The organism is Pectobacterium sp. HCp5_1 (genome assembly GCF_032905925.1).
In the GTDB taxonomy this organism is placed as follows: domain Bacteria; phylum Pseudomonadota; class Gammaproteobacteria; order Enterobacterales; family Enterobacteriaceae; genus Pectobacterium; species Pectobacterium brasiliense_A.
This window is the reverse complement of the sequence record NZ_JAUMIO010000021.1, coordinates 1-19,306: the sequence shown is the minus strand read 5'-3', so window position 1 is coordinate 19,306 and position 19,306 is coordinate 1. Positions and strand designations below refer to the sequence as shown.

20 protein-coding genes are annotated in these 19,306 nt (G+C 50.1%); 5 read left to right on the top strand and 15 right to left on the bottom strand.

What is annotated here, in order from left to right:
- The first annotated feature begins 265 nt into the window (after window positions 1–265).
- The 3 genes from Q3A88_RS14780 (at window position 266) to Q3A88_RS14770 (ending at window position 1,922) form a co-directional block, all read left to right on the top strand.
- Window positions 266–922, top strand: coding sequence for a fumarylacetoacetate hydrolase family protein (locus tag Q3A88_RS14780; protein WP_010275479.1), 657 nt, complete (start codon window positions 266–268; stop codon window positions 920–922).
- A 118-nt stretch (window positions 923–1,040) separates the two neighbouring features.
- Window positions 1,041–1,487 (top strand): YcgN family cysteine cluster protein, encoded by a 447-nt coding sequence (locus Q3A88_RS14775; RefSeq protein WP_110162937.1) that lies wholly within the window; start codon window positions 1,041–1,043, stop codon window positions 1,485–1,487.
- A gap of 237 nt (window positions 1,488–1,724) precedes the next feature.
- Window positions 1,725–1,922: a DNA polymerase III subunit theta gene (locus Q3A88_RS14770; protein ID WP_110162936.1), complete on the top strand. Its 198-nt coding sequence runs from the start codon at window positions 1,725–1,727 to the stop codon at window positions 1,920–1,922.
- An 89-nt stretch (window positions 1,923–2,011) separates the two neighbouring features.
- Here Q3A88_RS14770 and dsbB read toward each other — a convergent pair whose 3' ends face one another.
- Window positions 2,012–2,542 carry a disulfide bond formation protein DsbB gene (gene dsbB, locus Q3A88_RS14765; RefSeq protein ID WP_039286627.1) on the bottom strand — a complete coding sequence of 177 codons (531 nt, stop codon included), beginning with the start codon at window positions 2,540–2,542 and terminating at the stop codon, window positions 2,012–2,014.
- Window positions 2,543–2,737: 195 nt separating this feature from the next.
- The gene (nhaB, locus tag Q3A88_RS14760; RefSeq protein ID WP_277518296.1) at window positions 2,738–4,318 is read right to left on the bottom strand and encodes a sodium/proton antiporter NhaB; all 1,581 of its coding nucleotides are present in this window, start codon (window positions 4,316–4,318) and stop codon (window positions 2,738–2,740) included.
- 230 nt (window positions 4,319–4,548) lie between these two features.
- Here nhaB and fadR point away from each other — a divergent pair, with 230 nt between their 5' ends.
- Entirely contained in the window at window positions 4,549–5,268 is a 720-nt protein-coding gene (gene fadR, locus Q3A88_RS14755) for a fatty acid metabolism transcriptional regulator FadR (protein WP_317178193.1), read from the top strand.
- Between the two features lie 104 nt (window positions 5,269–5,372).
- On the opposite strand, the gene Q3A88_RS14750 is transcribed toward fadR, so the two are convergent.
- The 8 genes from Q3A88_RS14750 to Q3A88_RS14715 all read right to left on the bottom strand — a co-directional run bounded on the left by Q3A88_RS14750 (window position 5,373) and on the right by Q3A88_RS14715 (window position 12,026).
- A complete protein-coding gene (locus Q3A88_RS14750; RefSeq protein WP_039279593.1) occupies window positions 5,373–6,914 on the bottom strand; it encodes a SpoVR family protein in 1,542 nt (513 codons plus the stop codon).
- Between the two features lie 242 nt (window positions 6,915–7,156).
- Window positions 7,157–8,056 (bottom strand): tagatose-bisphosphate aldolase, encoded by a 900-nt coding sequence (locus tag Q3A88_RS14745; protein ID WP_104209826.1) that lies wholly within the window; start codon window positions 8,054–8,056, stop codon window positions 7,157–7,159.
- A 37-nt stretch (window positions 8,057–8,093) separates the two neighbouring features.
- Complete coding sequence (locus tag Q3A88_RS14740; protein WP_317178192.1) at window positions 8,094–8,627, bottom strand: AAA family ATPase; 534 nt, start codon at window positions 8,625–8,627, stop codon at window positions 8,094–8,096.
- Window positions 8,624–9,061, bottom strand: coding sequence for a PTS sugar transporter subunit IIA (locus tag Q3A88_RS14735; protein ID WP_010275432.1), 438 nt, complete (start codon window positions 9,059–9,061; stop codon window positions 8,624–8,626). The genes Q3A88_RS14740 and Q3A88_RS14735 overlap by 4 nt, the downstream gene beginning before the upstream one ends.
- Before the next feature lie 6 nt (window positions 9,062–9,067).
- A complete protein-coding gene (locus Q3A88_RS14730) occupies window positions 9,068–9,346 on the bottom strand; it encodes a hypothetical protein (protein WP_317178191.1) in 279 nt (92 codons plus the stop codon).
- Window positions 9,347–9,390: 44 nt separating this feature from the next.
- Window positions 9,391–10,728, bottom strand: a complete 1,338-nt coding sequence (locus tag Q3A88_RS14725) for a PTS sugar transporter subunit IIC (protein ID WP_014915314.1) — start codon at window positions 10,726–10,728, stop codon at window positions 9,391–9,393.
- A 13-nt stretch (window positions 10,729–10,741) separates the two neighbouring features.
- Window positions 10,742–11,035 (bottom strand): PTS sugar transporter subunit IIB, encoded by a 294-nt coding sequence (locus tag Q3A88_RS14720; RefSeq protein WP_039288047.1) that lies wholly within the window; start codon window positions 11,033–11,035, stop codon window positions 10,742–10,744.
- Window positions 11,036–11,045: 10 nt separating this feature from the next.
- A complete protein-coding gene (locus Q3A88_RS14715; protein WP_110162931.1) occupies window positions 11,046–12,026 on the bottom strand; it encodes a 6-phosphofructokinase in 981 nt (326 codons plus the stop codon).
- A gap of 484 nt (window positions 12,027–12,510) precedes the next feature.
- Here Q3A88_RS14715 and Q3A88_RS14710 point away from each other — a divergent pair, with 484 nt between their 5' ends.
- The gene (locus Q3A88_RS14710) at window positions 12,511–13,764 is read left to right on the top strand and encodes a D-amino acid dehydrogenase (protein WP_317178190.1); all 1,254 of its coding nucleotides are present in this window, start codon (window positions 12,511–12,513) and stop codon (window positions 13,762–13,764) included.
- 21 nt (window positions 13,765–13,785) lie between these two features.
- Here the strand turns inward: Q3A88_RS14710 and Q3A88_RS14705 are convergent, their stop codons facing one another.
- The 5 genes from Q3A88_RS14705 to Q3A88_RS14685 all read right to left on the bottom strand — a co-directional run.
- Complete coding sequence (locus Q3A88_RS14705; protein ID WP_317178189.1) at window positions 13,786–14,985, bottom strand: multidrug effflux MFS transporter; 1,200 nt, start codon at window positions 14,983–14,985, stop codon at window positions 13,786–13,788.
- A 189-nt stretch (window positions 14,986–15,174) separates the two neighbouring features.
- Window positions 15,175–15,585, bottom strand: a complete 411-nt coding sequence (locus tag Q3A88_RS14700; RefSeq protein ID WP_110162929.1) for a hemerythrin domain-containing protein — start codon at window positions 15,583–15,585, stop codon at window positions 15,175–15,177.
- 139 nt (window positions 15,586–15,724) lie between these two features.
- Window positions 15,725–16,999: a YeaH/YhbH family protein gene (locus Q3A88_RS14695; protein WP_010275403.1), complete on the bottom strand. Its 1,275-nt coding sequence runs from the start codon at window positions 16,997–16,999 to the stop codon at window positions 15,725–15,727.
- A 36-nt stretch (window positions 17,000–17,035) separates the two neighbouring features.
- On the bottom strand, window positions 17,036–18,970 hold the full coding sequence (gene yeaG, locus Q3A88_RS14690; protein ID WP_010275400.1) for a protein kinase YeaG: 1,935 nt from the start codon (window positions 18,968–18,970) through the stop codon (window positions 17,036–17,038).
- 231 nt (window positions 18,971–19,201) lie between these two features.
- Window positions 19,202–19,306: hypothetical protein (locus tag Q3A88_RS14685; protein ID WP_317178013.1), on the bottom strand; the 105-nt coding region annotated here is incomplete at its 5' end.

Genomic DNA, 19,306 nt, shown 5'->3' with positions numbered 1-19,306 from the left:
CAGGATATTCCGCGCGATAAATATTCACTTTTTGAGTTTTACCTCGCCACAATTTAATTGTTTCCCTTTTGGATGGGATAGGGCTTCGTTTCTCCCTCATAGGCTCCCCAGCCTCGCTCACCTGAAATCTGTTGGGGTAACCCCCGCTGCGATGATATAACGATGGTTTTGCACCATCGTGTTTTTATATAGCTGTTTTCATTTTGGGCAGGGTTCTGCGCCACGAAAGCAGCGATAATCCAACAGACAGGGCAGGAGAATACCCATGTATCAACACAGAGACTGGCAGGGCGCGCTGCTTGATTTCCCCGTAAATAAAGTCGTTTGCGTCGGGAGCAACTACTCAGAACACATCAAAGAAATGGGCAGTGCGACCCCGAGCGAGCCTGTTTTATTCATCAAGCCTGAAACCGCACTGTGTGACTTACGCCAGCCCGTTGCCATCCCTAAAAATCTGGGTTCGGTTCACCACGAAGTTGAACTGGCCGTGCTGATCGGTACGCCGTTAAAGCAGGCGAATGAAGAACGCGTCGCCCGAGCGATTGCGGGTTATGGTGTGGCACTGGATCTGACGCTGCGTGATTTGCAGTCCGATTTCAAAAAAGCGGGTCAGCCGTGGGAAAAAGCCAAAGCGTTTGACGGTTCCTGCCCGATCTCCGGTTTTATTCCGGTTGCCGAGTTTGGCGATCCGCAGCAAACCGATCTGGGTGTAAAAGTGAATGATGAAGTGCGCCAGCAGGGTAACACGCGTGATATGATTACGCCGATTCTGCCGCTGATTGCTTACATGAGCCGTTTCTTTACGCTGCGCGCGGGCGATATTATTTTAACGGGTACGCCAAAAGGGGTCGGACCGATCCTGTCTGGCGATATGCTGACGATTACGGTCAATGACCGGACGTTAAGCACGCGTATTATCTAACGCTCCCCTGGCTGCCCGTGTTGAAGACGGGCAGCACATTTCCCCGCCGCGCCCGCCAGAATCACGCATCTTTATTTACAACGCTATCGATTTAACAACTAAGATAACTGGAAGAGACATGACTGAACGCCCTTTTTGGCAGCAAAAAACGTTGTCTGAGATGTCTGACGATGAATGGGAGTCGCTGTGCGATGGCTGCGGTCAGTGCTGTTTGCATAAACTGATTGATGAGGATACAGAGGAAATCTACTTTACCAACGTCGCCTGTAATCAACTGAATATTAAAAGCTGTCAGTGCCGTAACTATGAGAAACGCTTCGAGTACGAGCCGGACTGCATCAAACTGACACGCGAAAATCTGCTGACGTTTAACTGGCTACCCGCGACCTGTGCTTATCGTCTAATTCATGAGCGTGAAGATTTACCGCAGTGGCACCCGCTGGTCTGCGGTACTAAAACGGCGATGCATCGCGAGCGTATCTCCGTGCGCCATATCGCCGTGCGTGAGAGTGAGGTGGTGGACTGGCAGGATCATATTTTAAACAAGCCCGATTGGGCGCGATAGCGTCTGTTCGGCGCTATGCTGTTATCTGGTTAAAACAAGCAGCCCCTCAATCTGAATCACTCAGAAGAGGGGTTTTTTATCGGAGCGATAATCAGCGTTCATTCGTCATCCTATCTGCTTTTTGCCTGTCACTTCACATTTCTCTTTTTCATTGTGCGAATCATGCTGTCACCTCCGGCACAAATCGTGACGTGTTGTATAATTTTAAAGCAGTTAAACCAGAAGGAGGGAGAGTATGTGATTAACTTTGAGAAAATCATTCTTGAGTACAGCGAGCAGTACACCGATTTTGCTGCCTCCACCATTGCTTTTATGGAAAGTCAGGAAAAAAAGATCGACGCAGATGAAATATCACGAAGAATCTCGCAGGAAAAAAGACCTTTTTTTAACGAAAGATTAGGTCATTATCGCGATATCTACCGACCACAGCAGTGAGGGGTAGCACAAGCCTGTGAAGCGTAGAAACAGTTACCAGAAGCCCGACTATTGTCGGGCTTTTCGGCCTGTTCTTAACAGATGATGGATTAACGGCTAAAGAGGTCGCGACGCTTAGGGCGGAAAGGCTGAGCGATCAAGACCAGCACGGCAATCAACAGATAAGCGGCGAAGATGCCAAGCAGCCATTGTGGCATTTCCATGGAAAGGAATTCCCACTGACGTACTGAGCAATCACCTGTCGCATTGAAAATGGCCGGAAGCCATTTGTCCAAAGGCAACCATGACGGGAAGCTGACAAAGAAATCACAGGTGGTAAACGGCGACGGATTTAACAAAATATCCGTGTGTTTCCATGCCAGTCGGACCCCTTCGTAAGAACTGTATATCCATAGCGCGATGGCTGGGTAACGCAACGCCGTTGATGGCGCGATGGCACCAACAATACCCGCCGCGAACACGCCCCACAGCGCACAGCGCTGATAGATACACAGCACGCACGGTTTTAATAACATCACATGCTGAAAATAGAGCGCGGTCAATTCCAACGCTAAAGCAGTAAACGCCAGCAGCAGCCACGCACCACGCCCGCGTGAGCAACGATTAAGAAATCGCAACATAAAAATATTCCATGCTAAACATGATTAAAGCAGCAGTGTAAACCGTTCTGGCTTCACTGCCATCATTTCACTGTGCAAAACGTAACGATATGTTTATTTGATGCTTTTTCTGTCATTTTACGGCGGCGAAAATCGTATTGATAACATCATCAAGACGGAAATTGTCGCTGCCGCGATTACTATACACGATCGTGATTATGAGTGACTGCCCGATATGGTCAAATCTGGCAAAGAAATCCAGTGATTATTCATCAAAAAGTCAGTAAACGGCACTAGCGTAAACTCAATACAAAACAACCCGACCAGCGTCATCACAATCGTGTAAGGCAGTGCCATGATCACCATACGTCCGTAAGACAGGCGGATAAGCGGAGCCAGCGCTGAGGTCAGCAGGAACAGAAACGCGGCTTGCCCATTCGGTGTGGCGACAGAAGGCAGGTTGGTGCCGGTATTGATCGCGACAGCGAGCAGCTCGAACTGAGAATATGAGATCTGACCGTTCTGATATGCGTTGCGCGCCTCGTTGATATACACCGAGCCAACAAAGACGTTATCCGATATCGACGAGAGCAGGCCATTGAACAGATAAAACTGTGTCAGTTGGGCGCTATCAGAAGATTGCAGGACGTAATGGATAATCGGTGAGAACAGGTGCTGATCGATAATGACGGCGACGATGGCAAAGAAGACCGTCAGCAGTGCAGTAAACGGCATGGCATCCTGAAACGCTTTACCGATCGCATGTTCTTCGGTCACGCCACAGAACGTTGTGGCCATAATAATCACAGAGAGGCCAATCAACCCAACTTCGGCCAGATGAAACGCCAGTGCGATGATGAGCCAGATGCCAATCACCGCCTGCACGAGCAAACGCACTTTATCCTGCGGCGTGCGCTTTTCTGTCATGTCCCGATCGTAATCCTCAAGCACGCGGCGCACGTTGTCTGGCAGATTTGCCCCATAGCCAAACAGCTTGAAACGTTCAACCAGCACACAGGTAATGGTGCCGCAAATAAGGACGGGAACGGTCACGGGTGACATACGCAGGAAGAAACTGACGAAATCCCAGCCTGCGCTTTTCGCGATAATCAGGTTTTGAGGCTCACCAACCATCGTCATCACGCCGCCGAGAGCCGTACCGACGCCTGCGTGCATCATCAGACTGCGCAGGAATGCACGAAATTGCTCCAGCGTACGACGATGCTCCTCGCTGCTTAGCGCGCTGTCATCGCTGATATCAGCCTCGTCTCCACCCTGTTGAGAAGCAAAGCGGTGGTAAATACCATAAAACCCGATCGCGACGCTGATAACAACGGCGATCACGGTCAGCGCGTCAAGGAACGCGGAAAGAAAGGCCGCAGCGATACAGAAAGCAAGCGAGAGTAGCGTCTTGGAATGAATGCGCAACAGCAGTTTGGTAAACACAAAGAGCAGCAGTTGCTTCATGAAGTAGATGCCTGCCACCATAAACACCAGCAGCATGAGGACTTCAATATTCCCCGTGACTTCATGCCACACCTGCTGTGGGCTGGTCATACCGATGAGGATGGCCTGTAGTGCCAGCAGGCCGCCGGGCTGTAGCGGGTAACATTTCAGCGCCATGCCTAGCGTAAAAATAAACTCCACGACGAGTAACCAACCGGCCCAAAACGGGCTGACAAAATAGAACAGCAGCGGATTAATCAGCAAGAAGCAAAAAATAGTTAATTTGTACCAGTCTGGCGCGTATCCCAGAAAATTTTTTAACAGCGCGCGGTGAAGGGGCATGCCGATCATAATGGAAGAGGAATCCTTATTCGTTAGAATAGTTTGATGGTTTTTATCATATCGTAAAAACTTTACAAACGGGCAGAAGTCTACCGTTTTACGCCGCGAGAGGGCGGTTTGCAGTCACAATTTTTCATTGAAATGGTTCGGTGCCCGAGTGCGGCGCTATATCATGATTCTTTCGTCTGGTATTATGACTTGGCTTTTTTAGGCAATCACCGCTACGGATTATCAAACACATGGTTATAAAGGCGCAAAGTCCGGCTGGATTCGCGGAAGAATATATCATCGAAAGTATATGGAATAACCGCTTTCCTCCTGGCTCTATTTTGCCCGCGGAAAGAGAGCTTTCCGAACTGATTGGCGTAACCCGTACTACCCTGCGTGAAGTCCTTCAGCGCCTGGCTCGCGATGGCTGGCTGACCATACAGCACGGGAAACCCACAAAAATTAACAACTTTTGGGAAACCTCCGGGCTCAATATTCTGGAAACGCTGGCGCGACTCGATCACGATAGCGTGCCGCAACTGATCGATAACCTGCTGGCCGTGCGCACCAACATCGCTGCCATTTTTATTCGGACGGCGTTACGCCATAACCCGGAGAAAGTGCGTGATGTATTAACTCAGGCAAGCGCGGTAGACGATAGCGCAGAATCTTTTGCGCAGCTTGACTACAACGTGTTCCGTGGCCTAGCTTTTGCCTCTGGCAATCCGATTTATGGTCTGATCCTGAACGGCCTGAAAGGGCTGTATATTCGCGTAGGGCGTTACTATTTCTCCAATCCGGAAGCCCGCAAACTGGCGGTGAATTTTTACGGTCGGTTGGAAACGTTGCGCAGCGAAGAGCTCTACGATCAGGTGATGGATGTCGTCAGGCATTACGGTAAAGAAAGTGGGGCGATCTGGCACAGTATGCAGAGCGCGATCCCACGGGACATCGCGGAAGTACGCCGCTAAGACTCGTACCGATGCGTCATTGTGAAATATGAAAAGGGGATTCAGGTTGCTGCCTGAATCCCCTTTTTCTTGCGTTGTATCGCTGACCTGTGAATCGAGTTTCGTTATGTGGCTGCCGTCCCGTTACGCGGCGGACAGCGTTCAATCAGCTCAATGCTGCCATCCGTATTCGCCTGCTCCAGATAGACGTCAAATCCCCACAGGCGGTGGACGTGCTTTAACACTTCCTGACTACTTTTATCCAGCGGTGCGCGATTATGCGGAACATAGCGCAGCGTCAGCGCCCGATTACCGCGTAAATCCACGTTCCAGACCTGAATGTTCGGTTCCAGATGGCTCAGGTTGTACTGGGCGGAGAGTTCCTGCCGGATCAAACGATAGCCTTCTTCGTCGTGAATCGCGGCAATTTCCAAATAATTATTGCGATCGTCGTCCAGAACCGTAAACAGCCGGAAATCACGCATCAATTTAGGCGACAGGAACTGGCTGATGAAACTCTCGTCCTTGAAGTTCTGCATCGCAAAATGCAGCGTATCAAGCCAGTCTTTGCCCGCGATATCGGGGAACCAGTAGCGATCTTCGTCGGTCGGTGACTGACAAATACGTTTGATATCCTGAAACATCGCGAAGCCCAGCGCATACGGATTAATCCCGTTGTAATAAGGACTATTGTACGGCGGCTGATAGATCACGTTGGTATGACTGTGCAGGAACTCCATCATGAAGCGCTCGGTGACCCGACCTTCATCATAGAGATGGTTCAGAATGGTGTAGTGCCAGAACGTCGCCCAGCCTTCATTCATCACCTGAGTCTGCTTCTGCGGATAAAAATACTGGCTGACTTTTCGCACGATACGCAGAACCTCACGCTGCCAGGGCTCCAGCAGTGGCGCGTTTTTCTCCATAAAATAGAGCAGATTTTCCTGCGGTTCTTGCGGAAAACGTCGGGCTTGCTCTGGGGCGGCACCTTGTTCGCGACGCGGTAAGGTTTTCCAGAGATCGTTAACCTGGCTTTGCAGGTAGGCCTCACGGCTTTTCTGCCGGGACTTTTCCTCTTCGAGCGAAATCTTCTGTGGGCGCTTATAGCGGTCAACGCCGTAATTCATGAGCGCATGGCAGGAATCTAGCAGGCGCTCCACTTCGTCCACGCCATAACGCTCTTCGCATTGCGCGATATACTGTCGGGCAAACAGCAGGTAATCGACGATGGAACTGGCGTCGGTCCAACTGCGGAACAGGTAGTTGCCTTTGAAGAACGAGTTGTGCCCGTAGCAGGCATGCGCCATCACCAGCGCCTGCATCGGCAGCGTGTTCTCTTCCATCAAATACGCGATACAGGGATCGGAGTTAATGACGATTTCGTACGCCAGCCCCTGCTGCCCGTGTTTGTAGCGCTGTTCGGTTTCGATAAATTTCTTCCCGAACGACCAGTGGGCATAGTTGATCGGCATGCCTATACTGGAGTAGGCGTCCATCATTTGTTCTGAAGTGATGACTTCAATCTGATGAGGGTAGGTTGCCAGACGATACAGCTTCGCCACCCGATCAATCTCATCAAGGTAAACCTGCAATAACTCAAACGTCCAGTCCGGTCCATCACTCAGGCGAAGTGTTTTTTTTACCTGATTATCCGTCGATATAGCCATCAGCGCGCCCCCTAACATAGCAAGTCTGTACGTGAGATCTCGTTTACTGCCTTCCCGCTGGCTCCTGTCAAAAAATCATCGTTGTTCATTTAGTTATAGCTGAGCTTTGGAAACGCGGCAATTGACGAATTGAGCGTATTTGATGGAGAAAGGTCGCTGAGGGGATAAAAAAGAAACCGGTCTTACGCTGTCGATTGATAGGGAAATGCGCTCCCCGGAGAGAGCGCGAAATGCCGCCTGAACTAGCGGTGTTGATACCGTTTTAACAGCGCCTGAATATCGTTGAGGCGGGAAACGGCAATGGTAGACAGCTTCTCTTTAGAAACGTTGCGATCGAGCGAGATGCAATCCTTCCACAGAGAGCGTCCGGCAATCACGCCAGAGGCACCATTTTTCAACGCGCTCTCTACCTGAGGGAGAAACGTCGCGTGATCGACGCCGGCAGACAGGACGGCCCAGGGAATATCACCGCAGAGTGCAGTCACGCGTGCACAGGCTTCATCCGATCCAGGGTAAGGGATTTTTAAGACCTTTGCGCCCTGGTCGATACAGGCCTGACAGCCTGCGGGAATGAGTTCGGGCAGGAGGCGGGTATAGGTTTCGCGAGATTCATTTTCCAGAGGATAGGTCAGGAATTCGACGACGAGCAGTAAATCTTCCTGCGCAAAATCCTGAATCACGGTACGGAGTGTGGCAAGGTTCTGGGTATTGGCGTCTGGTCTATCCGGGCGAAGGTAGATCATGATTTTTCCGCCGGTGGCACCCCATTCACGCACTTTACGTGCCGTTACGCCTTCAACCATCGTGGAGATGCGGTAGCCTTCTGGCGTTGTTTCCCACCCTGACGCGTCAAGCCCGATGAGCAGGCCCGTATCGCGGGGCAGAATGTCTTCGTCTATCAGGCCCGGTATGGCGCAGATCGGATCAACCAGCACACAGCCTGCCTCTGCCGCCAGATAGCGAGTGATGTCATATTTTGTTTTTCCTAATGTTTCATTGGTAATCGCTGCCTGTGCTTCTGATGTCGGTGCCAATAATGTTCGCATACCGCCACGTTGATCGCAGGCAATAACCATCATAGCGCCTGTTGCGTTACAAATTAATTGATACCCTCGGTGTTCAGCTGTTGTCATGGTGTTCATAATAATTACCCTCATAAAAAGTAATATAAATAAGCGATTAATCCAGGTGTGTTTTGATCCATTGAATTAATTCCTGATGATTAATTTCCTTATCCTGATCAACCGTGTAACACTTTCCAATACACATCGGTTTCGCCTGATGTGCGAGTGAAATTAATTCCGGGAGATACTCGTTGCCGGGATGGCCTTTTATTCTTTCATTAACTCTGGCTTGATATCGCGCCGCTACCCGATCGGATGAGATGGCATTCCATATTTCAAGCGTGTGGTGGATGTCACACGAAGCCAGGTAGTCCTGTAATACGGCTCTCTCGCGAAATCCAAACCAGGCATCGAGAATCAAAATGCTATTTTTAGGCGCTTGTCTAACAATATTAAACATGGCCTGATAGGCGGCATATCCCAGTTTTCTGTTTAACGTTCTATCAATGGCATCGCAGAACTGCATCATGAACGGTTCTTTTATTTCATCAAGGCTTAATCGTGGGAAGCTCAATTCATCCGCAATAATACGAGCTACCGTGCTTTTCCCTGATGCGGGAATACCATTTACTAAAATAAGCTTTTTCATAATACTCCGACAATATCATCTGCCGTAGTGGCATTTCGAATACGAGAGAGCATGTCGTCCTTTTCCAATAGATTGATGATTGAGGCAATACCTTCTGTAATATGCGCATCGCTGTTAATGCCGCCGAACATAATTAAAATGTCCACCGGCTCACTGCCCTGAATAGAGAGCGGTGTCTGGAGCGTCAGTAAACTAAAACAATTCTCCTGAACTCCACACTCGGGGCGCGCATGGGGAATAGCGATACCTTCATCAAAAACATAATAAGGCCCGTATTCCTTCGTGCTTTCTATCACCGCGATGGGATAGTGCTTTGTGATACATCCTGCGCGAATTAACGGTTGTGCGGCGCAATAAATAGCCTCTTCCCATGTCTCACATATTACGCCGAGTTGAATGCAATCATGCTGCAAAAGGAAATTTTTTATGCTCATAAATCCTCATATATTTTTCCGAATGGTATTTCTTAGTTCATCTATCTGAATAAAAATACGATCAACGCGATCCCGATAGTCAGGATGCGCAGAAAATAACTGAATGGCCTGGTTGTATTTAATCATTAGCGCTTTTTGCGTTTCACTATGGGCCGGATCCTGAACTAAACGAGACTCAAGCTCCGCTAATTCTTCCTCAATTTCCCTGATGCGATTGTCATCCTTATTATCGCGCGGGCCGGAAGCGGGGCCCGGGGATAAAAAGCGTTTGAGTAGAGAAAACATAGTGACTCCTTAAGCTATTTGCATCATGACGGCAGGCCAATACGCTATTGCGATAGTTTACGATTCGCAATAAAGGCAATGAAGGCAACGAACGCGACAAAGGCGGCGACAAATAACCAGTCTTGCTGGAAGGCATGTCCTAATATCAGGCCAGTGCCGATGACATCGGAATCACTGAAGGTGACGCCGGTAAATCCGAAGACTTCCAGTAATGGCACCAGAATGGCGGGCAATAAGGTAATGAAAAGACCATGAACCACGCCGCCGATGACTGCGCCACGCCGTCCTCCCATGGCGTTACCGAAAATACCCGCTGTCCCGCCCGCAAAGAAGTTGGTCAATAAACCTGGCAAAATCATCGCTAGCCCAAACATCGGGAAGATCAGCATTCCCAGAATGGAACCGACGGTGGTGGCGAGGAAGCCAACAATCACGGCGTTGGGCGCATAAGGGAAGAGCACCGGGCAATCTAACGCGGGTTTGGCGTTAGGAACCAGCCGCATGGCGATACCTCGAAATGCGGGAACCAGCTCATTAAGCAGCAGACGGACACCGCTGTAGAGAACGAAAACGCCTGCGACAAACTGCATGGACTGCATGAAGGAATACATCAGATAGTTGACGCCGTTAGCGTACTGCGCGATGTAGGTCGGTCCCGCTGCCACGGCAGGGATGAGGTACATCGGCACCATGACGACGGCCATCGACAGGTAGGTATCCTGCAGGAATTTGAAATTATCAGGCAGCGTTAAATCTTCCGTGGATTTGGAGTTTTTACCGACTAACCGCGCGACGGCGGCCTGCACCAGATACCCGATGGTACAAAAATGCCCCAGTGCAACATCATCGGAATTCGTAATTTTACGGACAATCGGCTGCGCCAGCGCAGGCATCAGCACGGCCATAATACCGCCAAATATGCCTCCGGTTAGGATCAGCGTCGCGCCGGTCAGGCCAGATTTATAGCCGATCACGGTACCGATGGTTGCCATCCACAGCAGGGCCTGTCCCGTTAGGAAGATATATTTAAAGGGAGTAATGCGTGCAATAAGGATGTTGACGGCAAAGATCACCATGAGTGTCAACGCGACTTCTGACCCAAGTTCGCGGTTTGCCAACCCGGCGATGGCGGCGACATCGGTGATGTAGCCTTTCATGCCAAAGCCTTGGGTAAATATGTTGTTCAGATAAGTCAGGGTATCAACGATGATGTTAATCCCTGCCATCATGATGAGGAAACCCAGCAGTGTCTTGAAGGTTCCCTCTGCAATTTTTCCTACTGACTTCTTCTGCAAAATCAACCCGATCATGGCGATCAGCGCGATTAGTATGGATGCCTGGCCTAATAAATCTTTCACAATGAAATTGATAACGGTGTTCATTTTTCACCTCATGCTATTGATGAGCCTGGATATAAGTTAAAATTTTTTCTTCTATTTCATCTTTATCAGTCAATTTATTAAGAATAATGACTCTTTTTTTCTCATCTTCGCTGGCATCGCTATTCAGAATGTCAGCAAATATCTTCTGGGTTAGGATGACGTCATAATTGAAGGCTGAGGCCTCTGAAATCGTGGTGTGATTTATTTCTGCATCAATACCTAATTTTTTTAGTACGGATTTGGCTGTCATTTCAATAGCGAAACTGGAACCTAATCCACAACCGCAAACGCAAAGTACTTTCAACATAATCATGGCCTCATATAAGGTGATGGGCTTTCGCGAGCTTATAAAAGTGACTTTCGACATCAACCAAACGTCGTTCGGAATCCTCCAGGTCGATAGGAATAGCCTTGTTGTTATTATTGATAATGATAATTTTATTGGTTAGTCCGGCGTTAATACACCGAACCACTTCTTCTGCTAATAGGGTGCCCTGAATAATTTCTTCCCCGGTGGGCGCGCCATTTCGTAAACCATATCCCAAAATGGTTTTTCGGATACGGATGCCAATCTTATGCTCTAGTTTCTTGATAATGGTATCGATAGCGCCCTGAAAGCCAGGAGTATACTCATGGGTATAGCCTTCAGAGCATAAAATGATCACGCTGTTTTGTTCTGCGATTTTATCCCGAATGCATTGTGATAATTTATCAATATCCCACGGTGATTCTGGAATGAGTGCGATATCTGCATTGCTCTTTAATGCCGCCTGCAAGGTTAATTCGCCACAATATCCACCGAGTAATTCAATCATGAACACCCGGCCTTGTAACCCGCGGCCTGTATTTCGCAATTTTTCTACTTCACTCATTACTTGCTCGCAGGCGGTAGAAAAACCAATCGTATAGCTATTCCCTGAAATGTCATTATCAATCGTCATGCCTACGCCATAGCAATGAACGCCATAGTGACTGAGTTTTTTTAAAAATTGGAATGAGCCATCTCCGCCAGCCATAATGAGCGCATCGAGTTTTTGTTTTTGAATGTTTTTGACGATTTGTTCATAGTCTGTTTTTCTACATTTTCCGGTTTTTCTCCCTGAAGTAATCAGGGGCATTGCCGAGAGGGAATAATCCACTAAATCGCGGCGAGTGAGGACTTTACAGCAGTTATCGATAAGGCCATTAATTCCCCCATCGAAAATGACGATGTCAGAGGCAGTCATTCTATTCACCTGAAAGATGAAGTTATTTATTCCGCTAACGTCGCCGCCGCTAATGACTAATCCAATTTTCATCGTCGCCCTCTGGAAATATGAATAACCACCGTGTGAACACAATGTTATTAAACTGATAAGGCGTTTTTTTGATGAATGTCGCAAATTTGTATTTAATTACGGGGCTAAGTGTCTTGACAGTGATGTTGATTATTCGATTGCTGTGATGATTATCACGATTTAAAAATAAGCAATCTAACTAACTTATTAATTAACCTGGACTTTAACATTTCCCCATTTTTTACTTTTATTAGGCTTTTCAGCTAAAAAACGAATACGTATTTTGTGAATGATTTCACAGTTATTTCGTTACGATCCCAACGTAGAAGCAACGGATCGAAGAGATAACAATAGATAAATGTTATCGTCGAGATTGGTGACAATTCCTTCCCAAATGCTAGAGTAGTCTTCAGTTTTACCTTTTAACTAGTGTTTTATTCCACTAAATAAGCATTTTTCCAGTAGATTAGACGGTCTTTAACGGAGAGAAAGGGAGAGCGGTAGCATGCGGGTTGTGATTCTGGGAAGTGGCGTCGTTGGCGTAAGTACCGCCTGGTATCTTGCGCAGGCAGGGCATGATGTTACCGTGATCGACAGGCAGCCGGAGCCCGCGTTGGAAACCAGCGCCGGAAATGCCGGACAGATTTCCCCCGGCTATGCCGCGCCTTGGGCTGCGCTGGGAATACCGCTGAAAGCGATAAAGTGGATGTTTCAGCGTCATGCTCCGTTGGCCATCCGGCCGGACTTCACGGCAGCACAGCTATGCTGGATGTGGCAAATGTTGCTCAACTGCGACGCGCGCCACTATAAAACGAATAAAGCGCGGATGGTGCGGCTGGCGGAATACAGCCGCGACTGTTTACAAGCGCTGCGGCGAGATACCGGTATCGAGTACGAAGGGCGCCAAGGCGGAACGCTGCAACTGTTCCGCACTGAGCAGCAGTATGAAAACGCGACACGCGATATCGCCGTGCTGGAAGAGGCTGGCGTACCGTATCAACTGCTGACGCGTCATGAGCTGGCCTCGGTGGAACCTGCGCTGGCGCATGTGGCGGGAAAGCTGACCGGCGGGCTGCGTTTACCGCATGATGAGACGGGCGACTGCCAGCTGTTCACTCGCCAACTGGCGGCGATGGCTGCCGATGCAGGCGTCACCTTTAAGCTGGGGCGTAACGTTCGCCAGTTGCGGGTAGAAGGGCAAAGCGTGACGGGCGTCCAGTGCGACGATGAAATGATCGTGGCAGATGCCTATGTGATGGCGTGCGGCTCCTATTCCACCGGATTACTGCGTCAGTGGTTTGATATTCCGGTTTATCCGCTGAAAGGCTATTCACTGACGATTCCGCTGGCGGATGACGCTTTTGCACCGGTTTCTACCGTACTGGATGAAACCTATAAAATAGCGATTACTCGCTTTGATCGTCGCATTCGCGTCGGAGGCATGGCAGAGGTCGTGGGTTTTAACACCGAGCTGAATCCCAAGCGCCGTGAAACGTTGGAAATGGTGGTGCGCGATCTCTATCCTCACTGCGGCCCGATTGAGCAAGCAACCTTCTGGACGGGATTACGTCCGATGACGCCAGACGGCACGCCGCTGGTAGGGCGCTCACCGCTAAAAAATCTGTACCTGAATACGGGGCATGGCACGTTGGGCTGGACGATGGCCTGTGGATCGGGGAAATTGCTGGCGGATATTCTGTCGAACAAATCACCGGAGATTGAGTCCGATGATTTGTCCGTGGAAAGGTATGCTCGTTAGTTTTGAACTCTTATCTTTGAACTACGTTCGGGGCAGCGATGTAATGCTGCTCTTATGGTGCCGCGTAAGCAGGCGGGCGCGTATCGCCAGCAGAGCGGCACAGAGCATGACCAGCGCCAGTGATACTTTTGACGGCAGAGGAATCGCCATAGCAATCAGGCCCAGCGCCGCGCCGCCCGCCATCTGCACAAATCCTACCATCGCCGACGCAATCCCCGCCTCATTGGAATAAGGCTCCAGCGCATAGCTGGTGGACGGCCCGATCAAAAATGCCAGACCAGCACAGGCCAGCGCGACAGGCAGCATGTAGGTTGGCCAGGTGTTTTGTATCGCTTCGGGTAAGAGAACGACGCCGCTAAGCAGCGAAAGAAATCCAGCCCCCATCAGCAGGCTACCGATAGCCAGGCAGCGCGGTCGGCCGACTTTGCGGATAATGCGATTTGCAAAGAAGCTGACCAGCATGATCCAAAAACCGTTTACGCCAAAGGCAATGGAAAACTCAAGCGGCGTGAGCCGGGCCTCATTCATCAACACCACGGGAGAGAAGGTGACATAGGTCAATGCCATCCCCATGGCACCCGCGTTGACTGAGGCGAATCCCAGAAACTGGCGATCGGATAACAGACGTGCGTATTGGCGCAGCGGCAAGCCGTGTACGGGCAGCGTTGAGTCCGGGCGCGTTTCAGGGAGGAAGCGGATGACGAGTGCCAGTACCAGAATGCTGTAGCCCGCGAGGAACCAGAAGGGAGCACGCCAGCCTAAGGCTTCGGCCAACAGCCCGCCTAATAGCGGAGCCAGCGCCGGCACAATGTTCAGCGTGCCGTTAAGAAAACCATAGGTTCTGGCGGCATCGTCGCCGTTCAGCTTGTCACGCACGCTGCTGAAAATGGCGACGGCGGTACAACAGACGGCCAGCCCCTGAAAAAGACGTGAGAGAACGAATAGCGTGGCGCTGGTGGCTAGCGCGGCCATGATCGCACCGATGAGGTAGATAATCACGCCAGCCAGCGCCATAGGGCGTCGACCGTATTTATCGACCAGCGGCCCTGCTAGCAGTTGGCCTAAACCCATGATCAGAATAAACAGTGCGACGGTGGATTGAATCAGCGATTCAGGGCTGTTCAGTGCCACGGCGATGGCGGGAATAAGCGGTAAATAGATGTCGATGCCCAGAGGGCCGAGTAGAACCAGAGTCAGTAAAATCAGAACAAATCGTTGCATAACAAAAACAGAAATCTATGTTTTATGGGTTCGACAGGGTAATGCGCACACTGGCGGAAAGAAAGCGTTATCTTTGTGACAATGTCACGATGATGTGAAGGGAAATAGCGTGGCGAGGTTGTATTAAGGCGCTAATCAACAGGGCGGAGCAGAGATTTTCCGCCCTTTAGTCAAACGTGCTTAATCCACTCAGGCCGTTTCAATGCGGGGATAAAAATCGTGATTCTCCCTCTGCATACGTTCATAGACCTTACGCAATACGTTATTGGCATCAGCCCGGAAATCCCTATCGTGCCCTATCAGTTGTGAAGCCGTATTCCAGCGACGGGAAAATGCATCGTAGTCTGCGGCAATGGTTTGCATTTCATTCTGATAATGCTTACTCATCTTCGTTAGCTGCGCGTCACCGCTGCGCTGAAGCGAAGGGTAAAGCACGCGATCTTCTGCGGAAAGGTGCAGCTTGATGGTTGAACTCATGGCGACGATGGCGCGGGCGATGTCAGTGGCGTTCTCCGTCACGCCTTCTCGTGATAGCCGACGCAGGGTATCAATGCTTTCGAGTATTTCGTTGTGCTGGTGTTTGAATTTATCAATGTTCATAAGCGATTCTCTGTGCAGGTATAATGCTATTTATAACACATGTATTTTAAATGCATGTTTATAGAAAAATACCCAGAGAGAGAAAATCAGCCAGCTAACGATTAATCATTAACAGATAACTGGCTGATTGAGAGGAGGGTCAATGCCCTACCGTTTGTTTACGGAAGAGTTCACGGAAGACAGGGTAGATATCATCCTGATCGCGGATATGCTGCATGGCGAAATTGTCGAACGTATCGCGCAGCGTTTCATATTCGCGCCAGAGCGTCTGGTGTGAACGCCGGGTGATTTCAATATAGCTATAGTAACGCACCATCGGCAGAAGCTGATTTGCCAGAATCTGGTGACACAGTGGTGAGTCATCAGCCCAGTTATCGCCATCCGACGCCTGTGCCGCATAGATGTTCCACTGTGACGGATCGTAACGCTCGCGAACCACTTCCTCCATCAGCTTTAATGCACTGGAGACAATGGTGCCGCCGGTTTCCTGAGAGTAGAAGAACTCCTGTTCATCAACCTCTTTCGCCTGCGTATGGTGGCGAATGTAGACGACGTCGACGTTTTTATAATTTCGACTGAGGAACAGATACAGCAGAATATAAAAGCGCTTCGCCATGTCTTTCGTCGCCTGATCCATCGAACCGGATACGTCCATCAAACAGAACATCACCGCCTGGCTCGACGGTTCGGCCCGACGCTCGTAGTTTCTGTAGCGCAGGTCAAACGTATCGATAAATGGCACGCGGGCGATTTTCTGGCGCAGTTCGTTAATTTCCTGCCGCAGCCGTTCCTCTTCCAGCAATTGTGCAGGTTCGGTATGCGCCAGCTGTTCCAGCGTCTCTTCCAGTTCATGCAACGTGCGCCGTTTACCCGCTGTCATCGCCATACGGCGTGCCAGCGAGTTTTGCAGCGAACGTACCACGCTGATATTGGCAGGAACGCCGTTAGCGGTGTACCCAGCGCGGTGCGTTTTGTACTCGGTCATCTGCCGATGCTGGGTCTTCTTCAGATTCGGCAGCGCCAGATCTTCAAACAGCAGGTCCAGATATTCGTCTTTGGAGATCTGAAAGACAAATTCATCTTCGCCTTCACCATCTTTACTGGCATCCCCCTGACCGGAACCACCGCCGCCACCTCCTTGTGGCCGCTCGATTTTGTCGTTCTGTACAAAGTGATCGTTGCCCGGGTGGACGCGGTGGCGACGTCCTCCACGGCCTTGATGGAACATCGGTTCGTTGATGTCTGCATTGGGGATTGATACTGACTCCCCGCTTTCGATGTCGGTCACCGAACGCTTATTAATGGCCTCGGAAATCGACTGTTTTATTTGCGACTTATAGCGGCGCAGAAAGCGTTGGCGGTTCACCGTGCTTTTGTTTTTGCCGTTCAGTCGTCGGTCAATAAAATAGGCCATGTTTCCCCCAAACGCTGTTGCCAGCATCGTGCGTCATTATGATGACTTCCTCACCCGCAGATACCATTCGCACAGCAAACGAACCTGTTTCCGAGTGTAGCCTTTCTCCATCATGCGATCGACGAAGTCATCATGTTTTTTCTGTTCATCCGTTGAGGTTTTGGTATTAAACGAAATCACAGGCAGCAGCTCTTCCGTATTGGAGAACATCTTCTTCTCAATGACCGTACGCAGCTTCTCGTAACTGGTCCAGTTTGGATTCCGGCCACTATTGTTGGCACGGGCGCGCAGGACAAAGTTGACGATCTCGTTACGGAAGTCTTTAGGGTTGCTGATGCCCGCAGGCTTCTCGATCTTTTCCAGCTCGGCGTTTAACGATTCGCGGTCAAACAGCTGGCCAGTATCTGGGTCACGGTACTCCTGATCCTGAATCCAGAAATCCGCATAGGTAACATAACGGTCAAAAATGTTCTGGCCGTATTCGGAATAGGATTCGAGATAGGCGGTCTGGATCTCTTTACCGATAAACTCGGCGTATTTCGGTGTCAGATAGCCTTTCAGGTGCTCTAAATACTTCTCTGCCAGCTCCTGCGGGAACTGTTCGCGCTCGATCTGCTGCTCCAGCACATAGAACAGGTGCACCGGGTTAGCCGCGACTTCGCTGTGATCGAAGTTAAAGACGCGCGACAGAATCTTGAACGCGAAGCGGGTCGACAGACCGTTCATTCCCTCATCCACGCCTGCATAGTCGCGATATTCCTGATAGGACTTCGCCTTCGGATCGGTATCTTTCAGGCTTTCTCCGTCGTAAACCCGCATCTTGGAGTAGATGCTGGAGTTTTCCGGATCTTTCAGACGCGACAGAATGGAGAAACGGGCCAGCGTTTCCAGCGTGCCGGGCGCGCAAGGAGCGTGCGTCAGTTCGCTGTGATCCAGCAGCTTGTCGTAGATCTTGACCTCTTCGGACACGCGCAGGCAGTACGGCACCTTCACGATATACACACGGTCAAGAAACGCTTCATTATTCTTGTTGTTACGGAACTGCACCCACTCGGATTCATTGGAGTGCGCCAGAATAATTCCGTTGAACGGCAGGGCGGCAATGCCTTCCGTCCCGTTATAGTTGCCTTCTTGTGTCGCAGTCAGCAGCGGGTGAAGCACTTTGATCGGCGCTTTGAACATTTCGACGAATTCCATAATGCCCTGGTTCGCCCGGCACAATGCGCCGGAGTAGCCGTAGGCATCGGGATCGTTCTGAGCATAGTGCTCCAGCTTGCGGATATCGACTTTACCGACCAGCGCTGAAATGTCCTGATTGTTCTCATCACCGGGCTCGGTTTTCGCGATCCCGATTTGCGCCAGAATCGATGGCCACACTTTGACGACTTTGAACTTGGTAATGTCGCCACCAAATTCCTGAAGGCGCTTGGCCGCCCACGGTGACATGATGGTGCCGAGGTAGCGCCGTGGGATGGCATACTCTTTCTCAAGTATTGCGGCATCTTCCTGCGGATTGAACAGGCAGAGCGGATGATCATTCACCGGGCTGCGTTCGCCGTTGGCACTGAGGATGTAAATCGGTACGCGCTGCATTAGCGCCTTCAGGCGTTCGGCAAGAGAGGATTTCCCGCCGCCGACTGGCCCCAACAGATACAGAATCTGTTTCTTCTCTTCCAATCCCTGCGCGGCATGTTTCAGGTAAGAGACAATCTGTTCGATAGCCTCCTCCATGCCGTAAAATTCTTCAAAAGCAGGGTAGCGAGCAATCACCCGGTTTGAGAATAGGCGCGACATTCGTGATTCTTGGGCGGTATCCACCATTACAGGCTCACCGATAGCCGTTAACAATCGTTCAGCCGCGTTCGCATAAGCATTGCGATCCTGCTGACAGATGGTAAGGAATTCCTGCAGAGTGAACTCTTCGTCCTTGGCAGCGTCGTAGCGCTGGCGGTAGTGATCAAATATGTTCATAGCGATGCCCGTCCTTCGTCGATTAGCACAGATTAAGAGAGCGTGTGGAATATATGCCTATTAATGTATTGCCCTCCGAAAGAAGAAATCTCCTGAGTCCAGCAACCCTTATGCCAACTTGTCGCGTCAGGGCGTCGTGATTTTATTCATTCCTGCTGGTCAGGAAGACGTCACCTTCTGTATTAAAGCGTAGTTTGCATCCGTAAAATTTCCTCTAAATAGCTTTGCATATTACCGCTCCACTTTAGCCAAACCATGTTGATTTCCGGGGAACGGCGAAGCGGCATTCATAAATCGCTTTACCTGTTCCAGTAACTGCCACATATACCGGCACTG

What these genes read in the sequence shown, in the direction of transcription:
- Q3A88_RS14780 (WP_010275479.1), top strand. Translation starts at nt 266, where the DNA reads ATGTATCAACACAGAGACTGGCAGGGCGCGCTGCTTGATTTCCCCGTA.
- Q3A88_RS14775 (WP_110162937.1), top strand. Translation starts at nt 1,041, where the DNA reads ATGACTGAACGCCCTTTTTGGCAGCAAAAAACGTTGTCTGAGATGTCT.
- dsbB (WP_039286627.1), bottom strand. Translation starts at nt 2,542, where the DNA reads ATGTTGCGATTTCTTAATCGTTGCTCACGCGGGCGTGGTGCGTGGCTG.
- nhaB (WP_277518296.1), bottom strand. Translation starts at nt 4,318, where the DNA reads ATGATCGGCATGCCCCTTCACCGCGCGCTGTTAAAAAATTTTCTGGGA.
- fadR (WP_317178193.1), top strand. Translation starts at nt 4,549, where the DNA reads ATGGTTATAAAGGCGCAAAGTCCGGCTGGATTCGCGGAAGAATATATC.
- Q3A88_RS14750 (WP_039279593.1), bottom strand. Translation starts at nt 6,914, where the DNA reads ATGGCTATATCGACGGATAATCAGGTAAAAAAAACACTTCGCCTGAGT.
- Q3A88_RS14745 (WP_104209826.1), bottom strand. Translation starts at nt 8,056, where the DNA reads ATGAACACCATGACAACAGCTGAACACCGAGGGTATCAATTAATTTGT.
- Q3A88_RS14740 (WP_317178192.1), bottom strand. Translation starts at nt 8,627, where the DNA reads ATGAAAAAGCTTATTTTAGTAAATGGTATTCCCGCATCAGGGAAAAGC.
- Q3A88_RS14735 (WP_010275432.1), bottom strand. Translation starts at nt 9,061, where the DNA reads ATGAGCATAAAAAATTTCCTTTTGCAGCATGATTGCATTCAACTCGGC.
- Q3A88_RS14730 (WP_317178191.1), bottom strand. Translation starts at nt 9,346, where the DNA reads ATGTTTTCTCTACTCAAACGCTTTTTATCCCCGGGCCCCGCTTCCGGC.
- Q3A88_RS14725 (WP_014915314.1), bottom strand. Translation starts at nt 10,728, where the DNA reads ATGAACACCGTTATCAATTTCATTGTGAAAGATTTATTAGGCCAGGCA.
- Q3A88_RS14720 (WP_039288047.1), bottom strand. Translation starts at nt 11,035, where the DNA reads ATGTTGAAAGTACTTTGCGTTTGCGGTTGTGGATTAGGTTCCAGTTTC.
- Q3A88_RS14715 (WP_110162931.1), bottom strand. Translation starts at nt 12,026, where the DNA reads ATGAAAATTGGATTAGTCATTAGCGGCGGCGACGTTAGCGGAATAAAT.
- Q3A88_RS14710 (WP_317178190.1), top strand. Translation starts at nt 12,511, where the DNA reads ATGCGGGTTGTGATTCTGGGAAGTGGCGTCGTTGGCGTAAGTACCGCC.
- Q3A88_RS14705 (WP_317178189.1), bottom strand. Translation starts at nt 14,985, where the DNA reads ATGCAACGATTTGTTCTGATTTTACTGACTCTGGTTCTACTCGGCCCT.
- Q3A88_RS14700 (WP_110162929.1), bottom strand. Translation starts at nt 15,585, where the DNA reads ATGAACATTGATAAATTCAAACACCAGCACAACGAAATACTCGAAAGC.
- Q3A88_RS14695 (WP_010275403.1), bottom strand. Translation starts at nt 16,999, where the DNA reads ATGGCCTATTTTATTGACCGACGACTGAACGGCAAAAACAAAAGCACG.
- yeaG (WP_010275400.1), bottom strand. Translation starts at nt 18,970, where the DNA reads ATGAACATATTTGATCACTACCGCCAGCGCTACGACGCTGCCAAGGAC.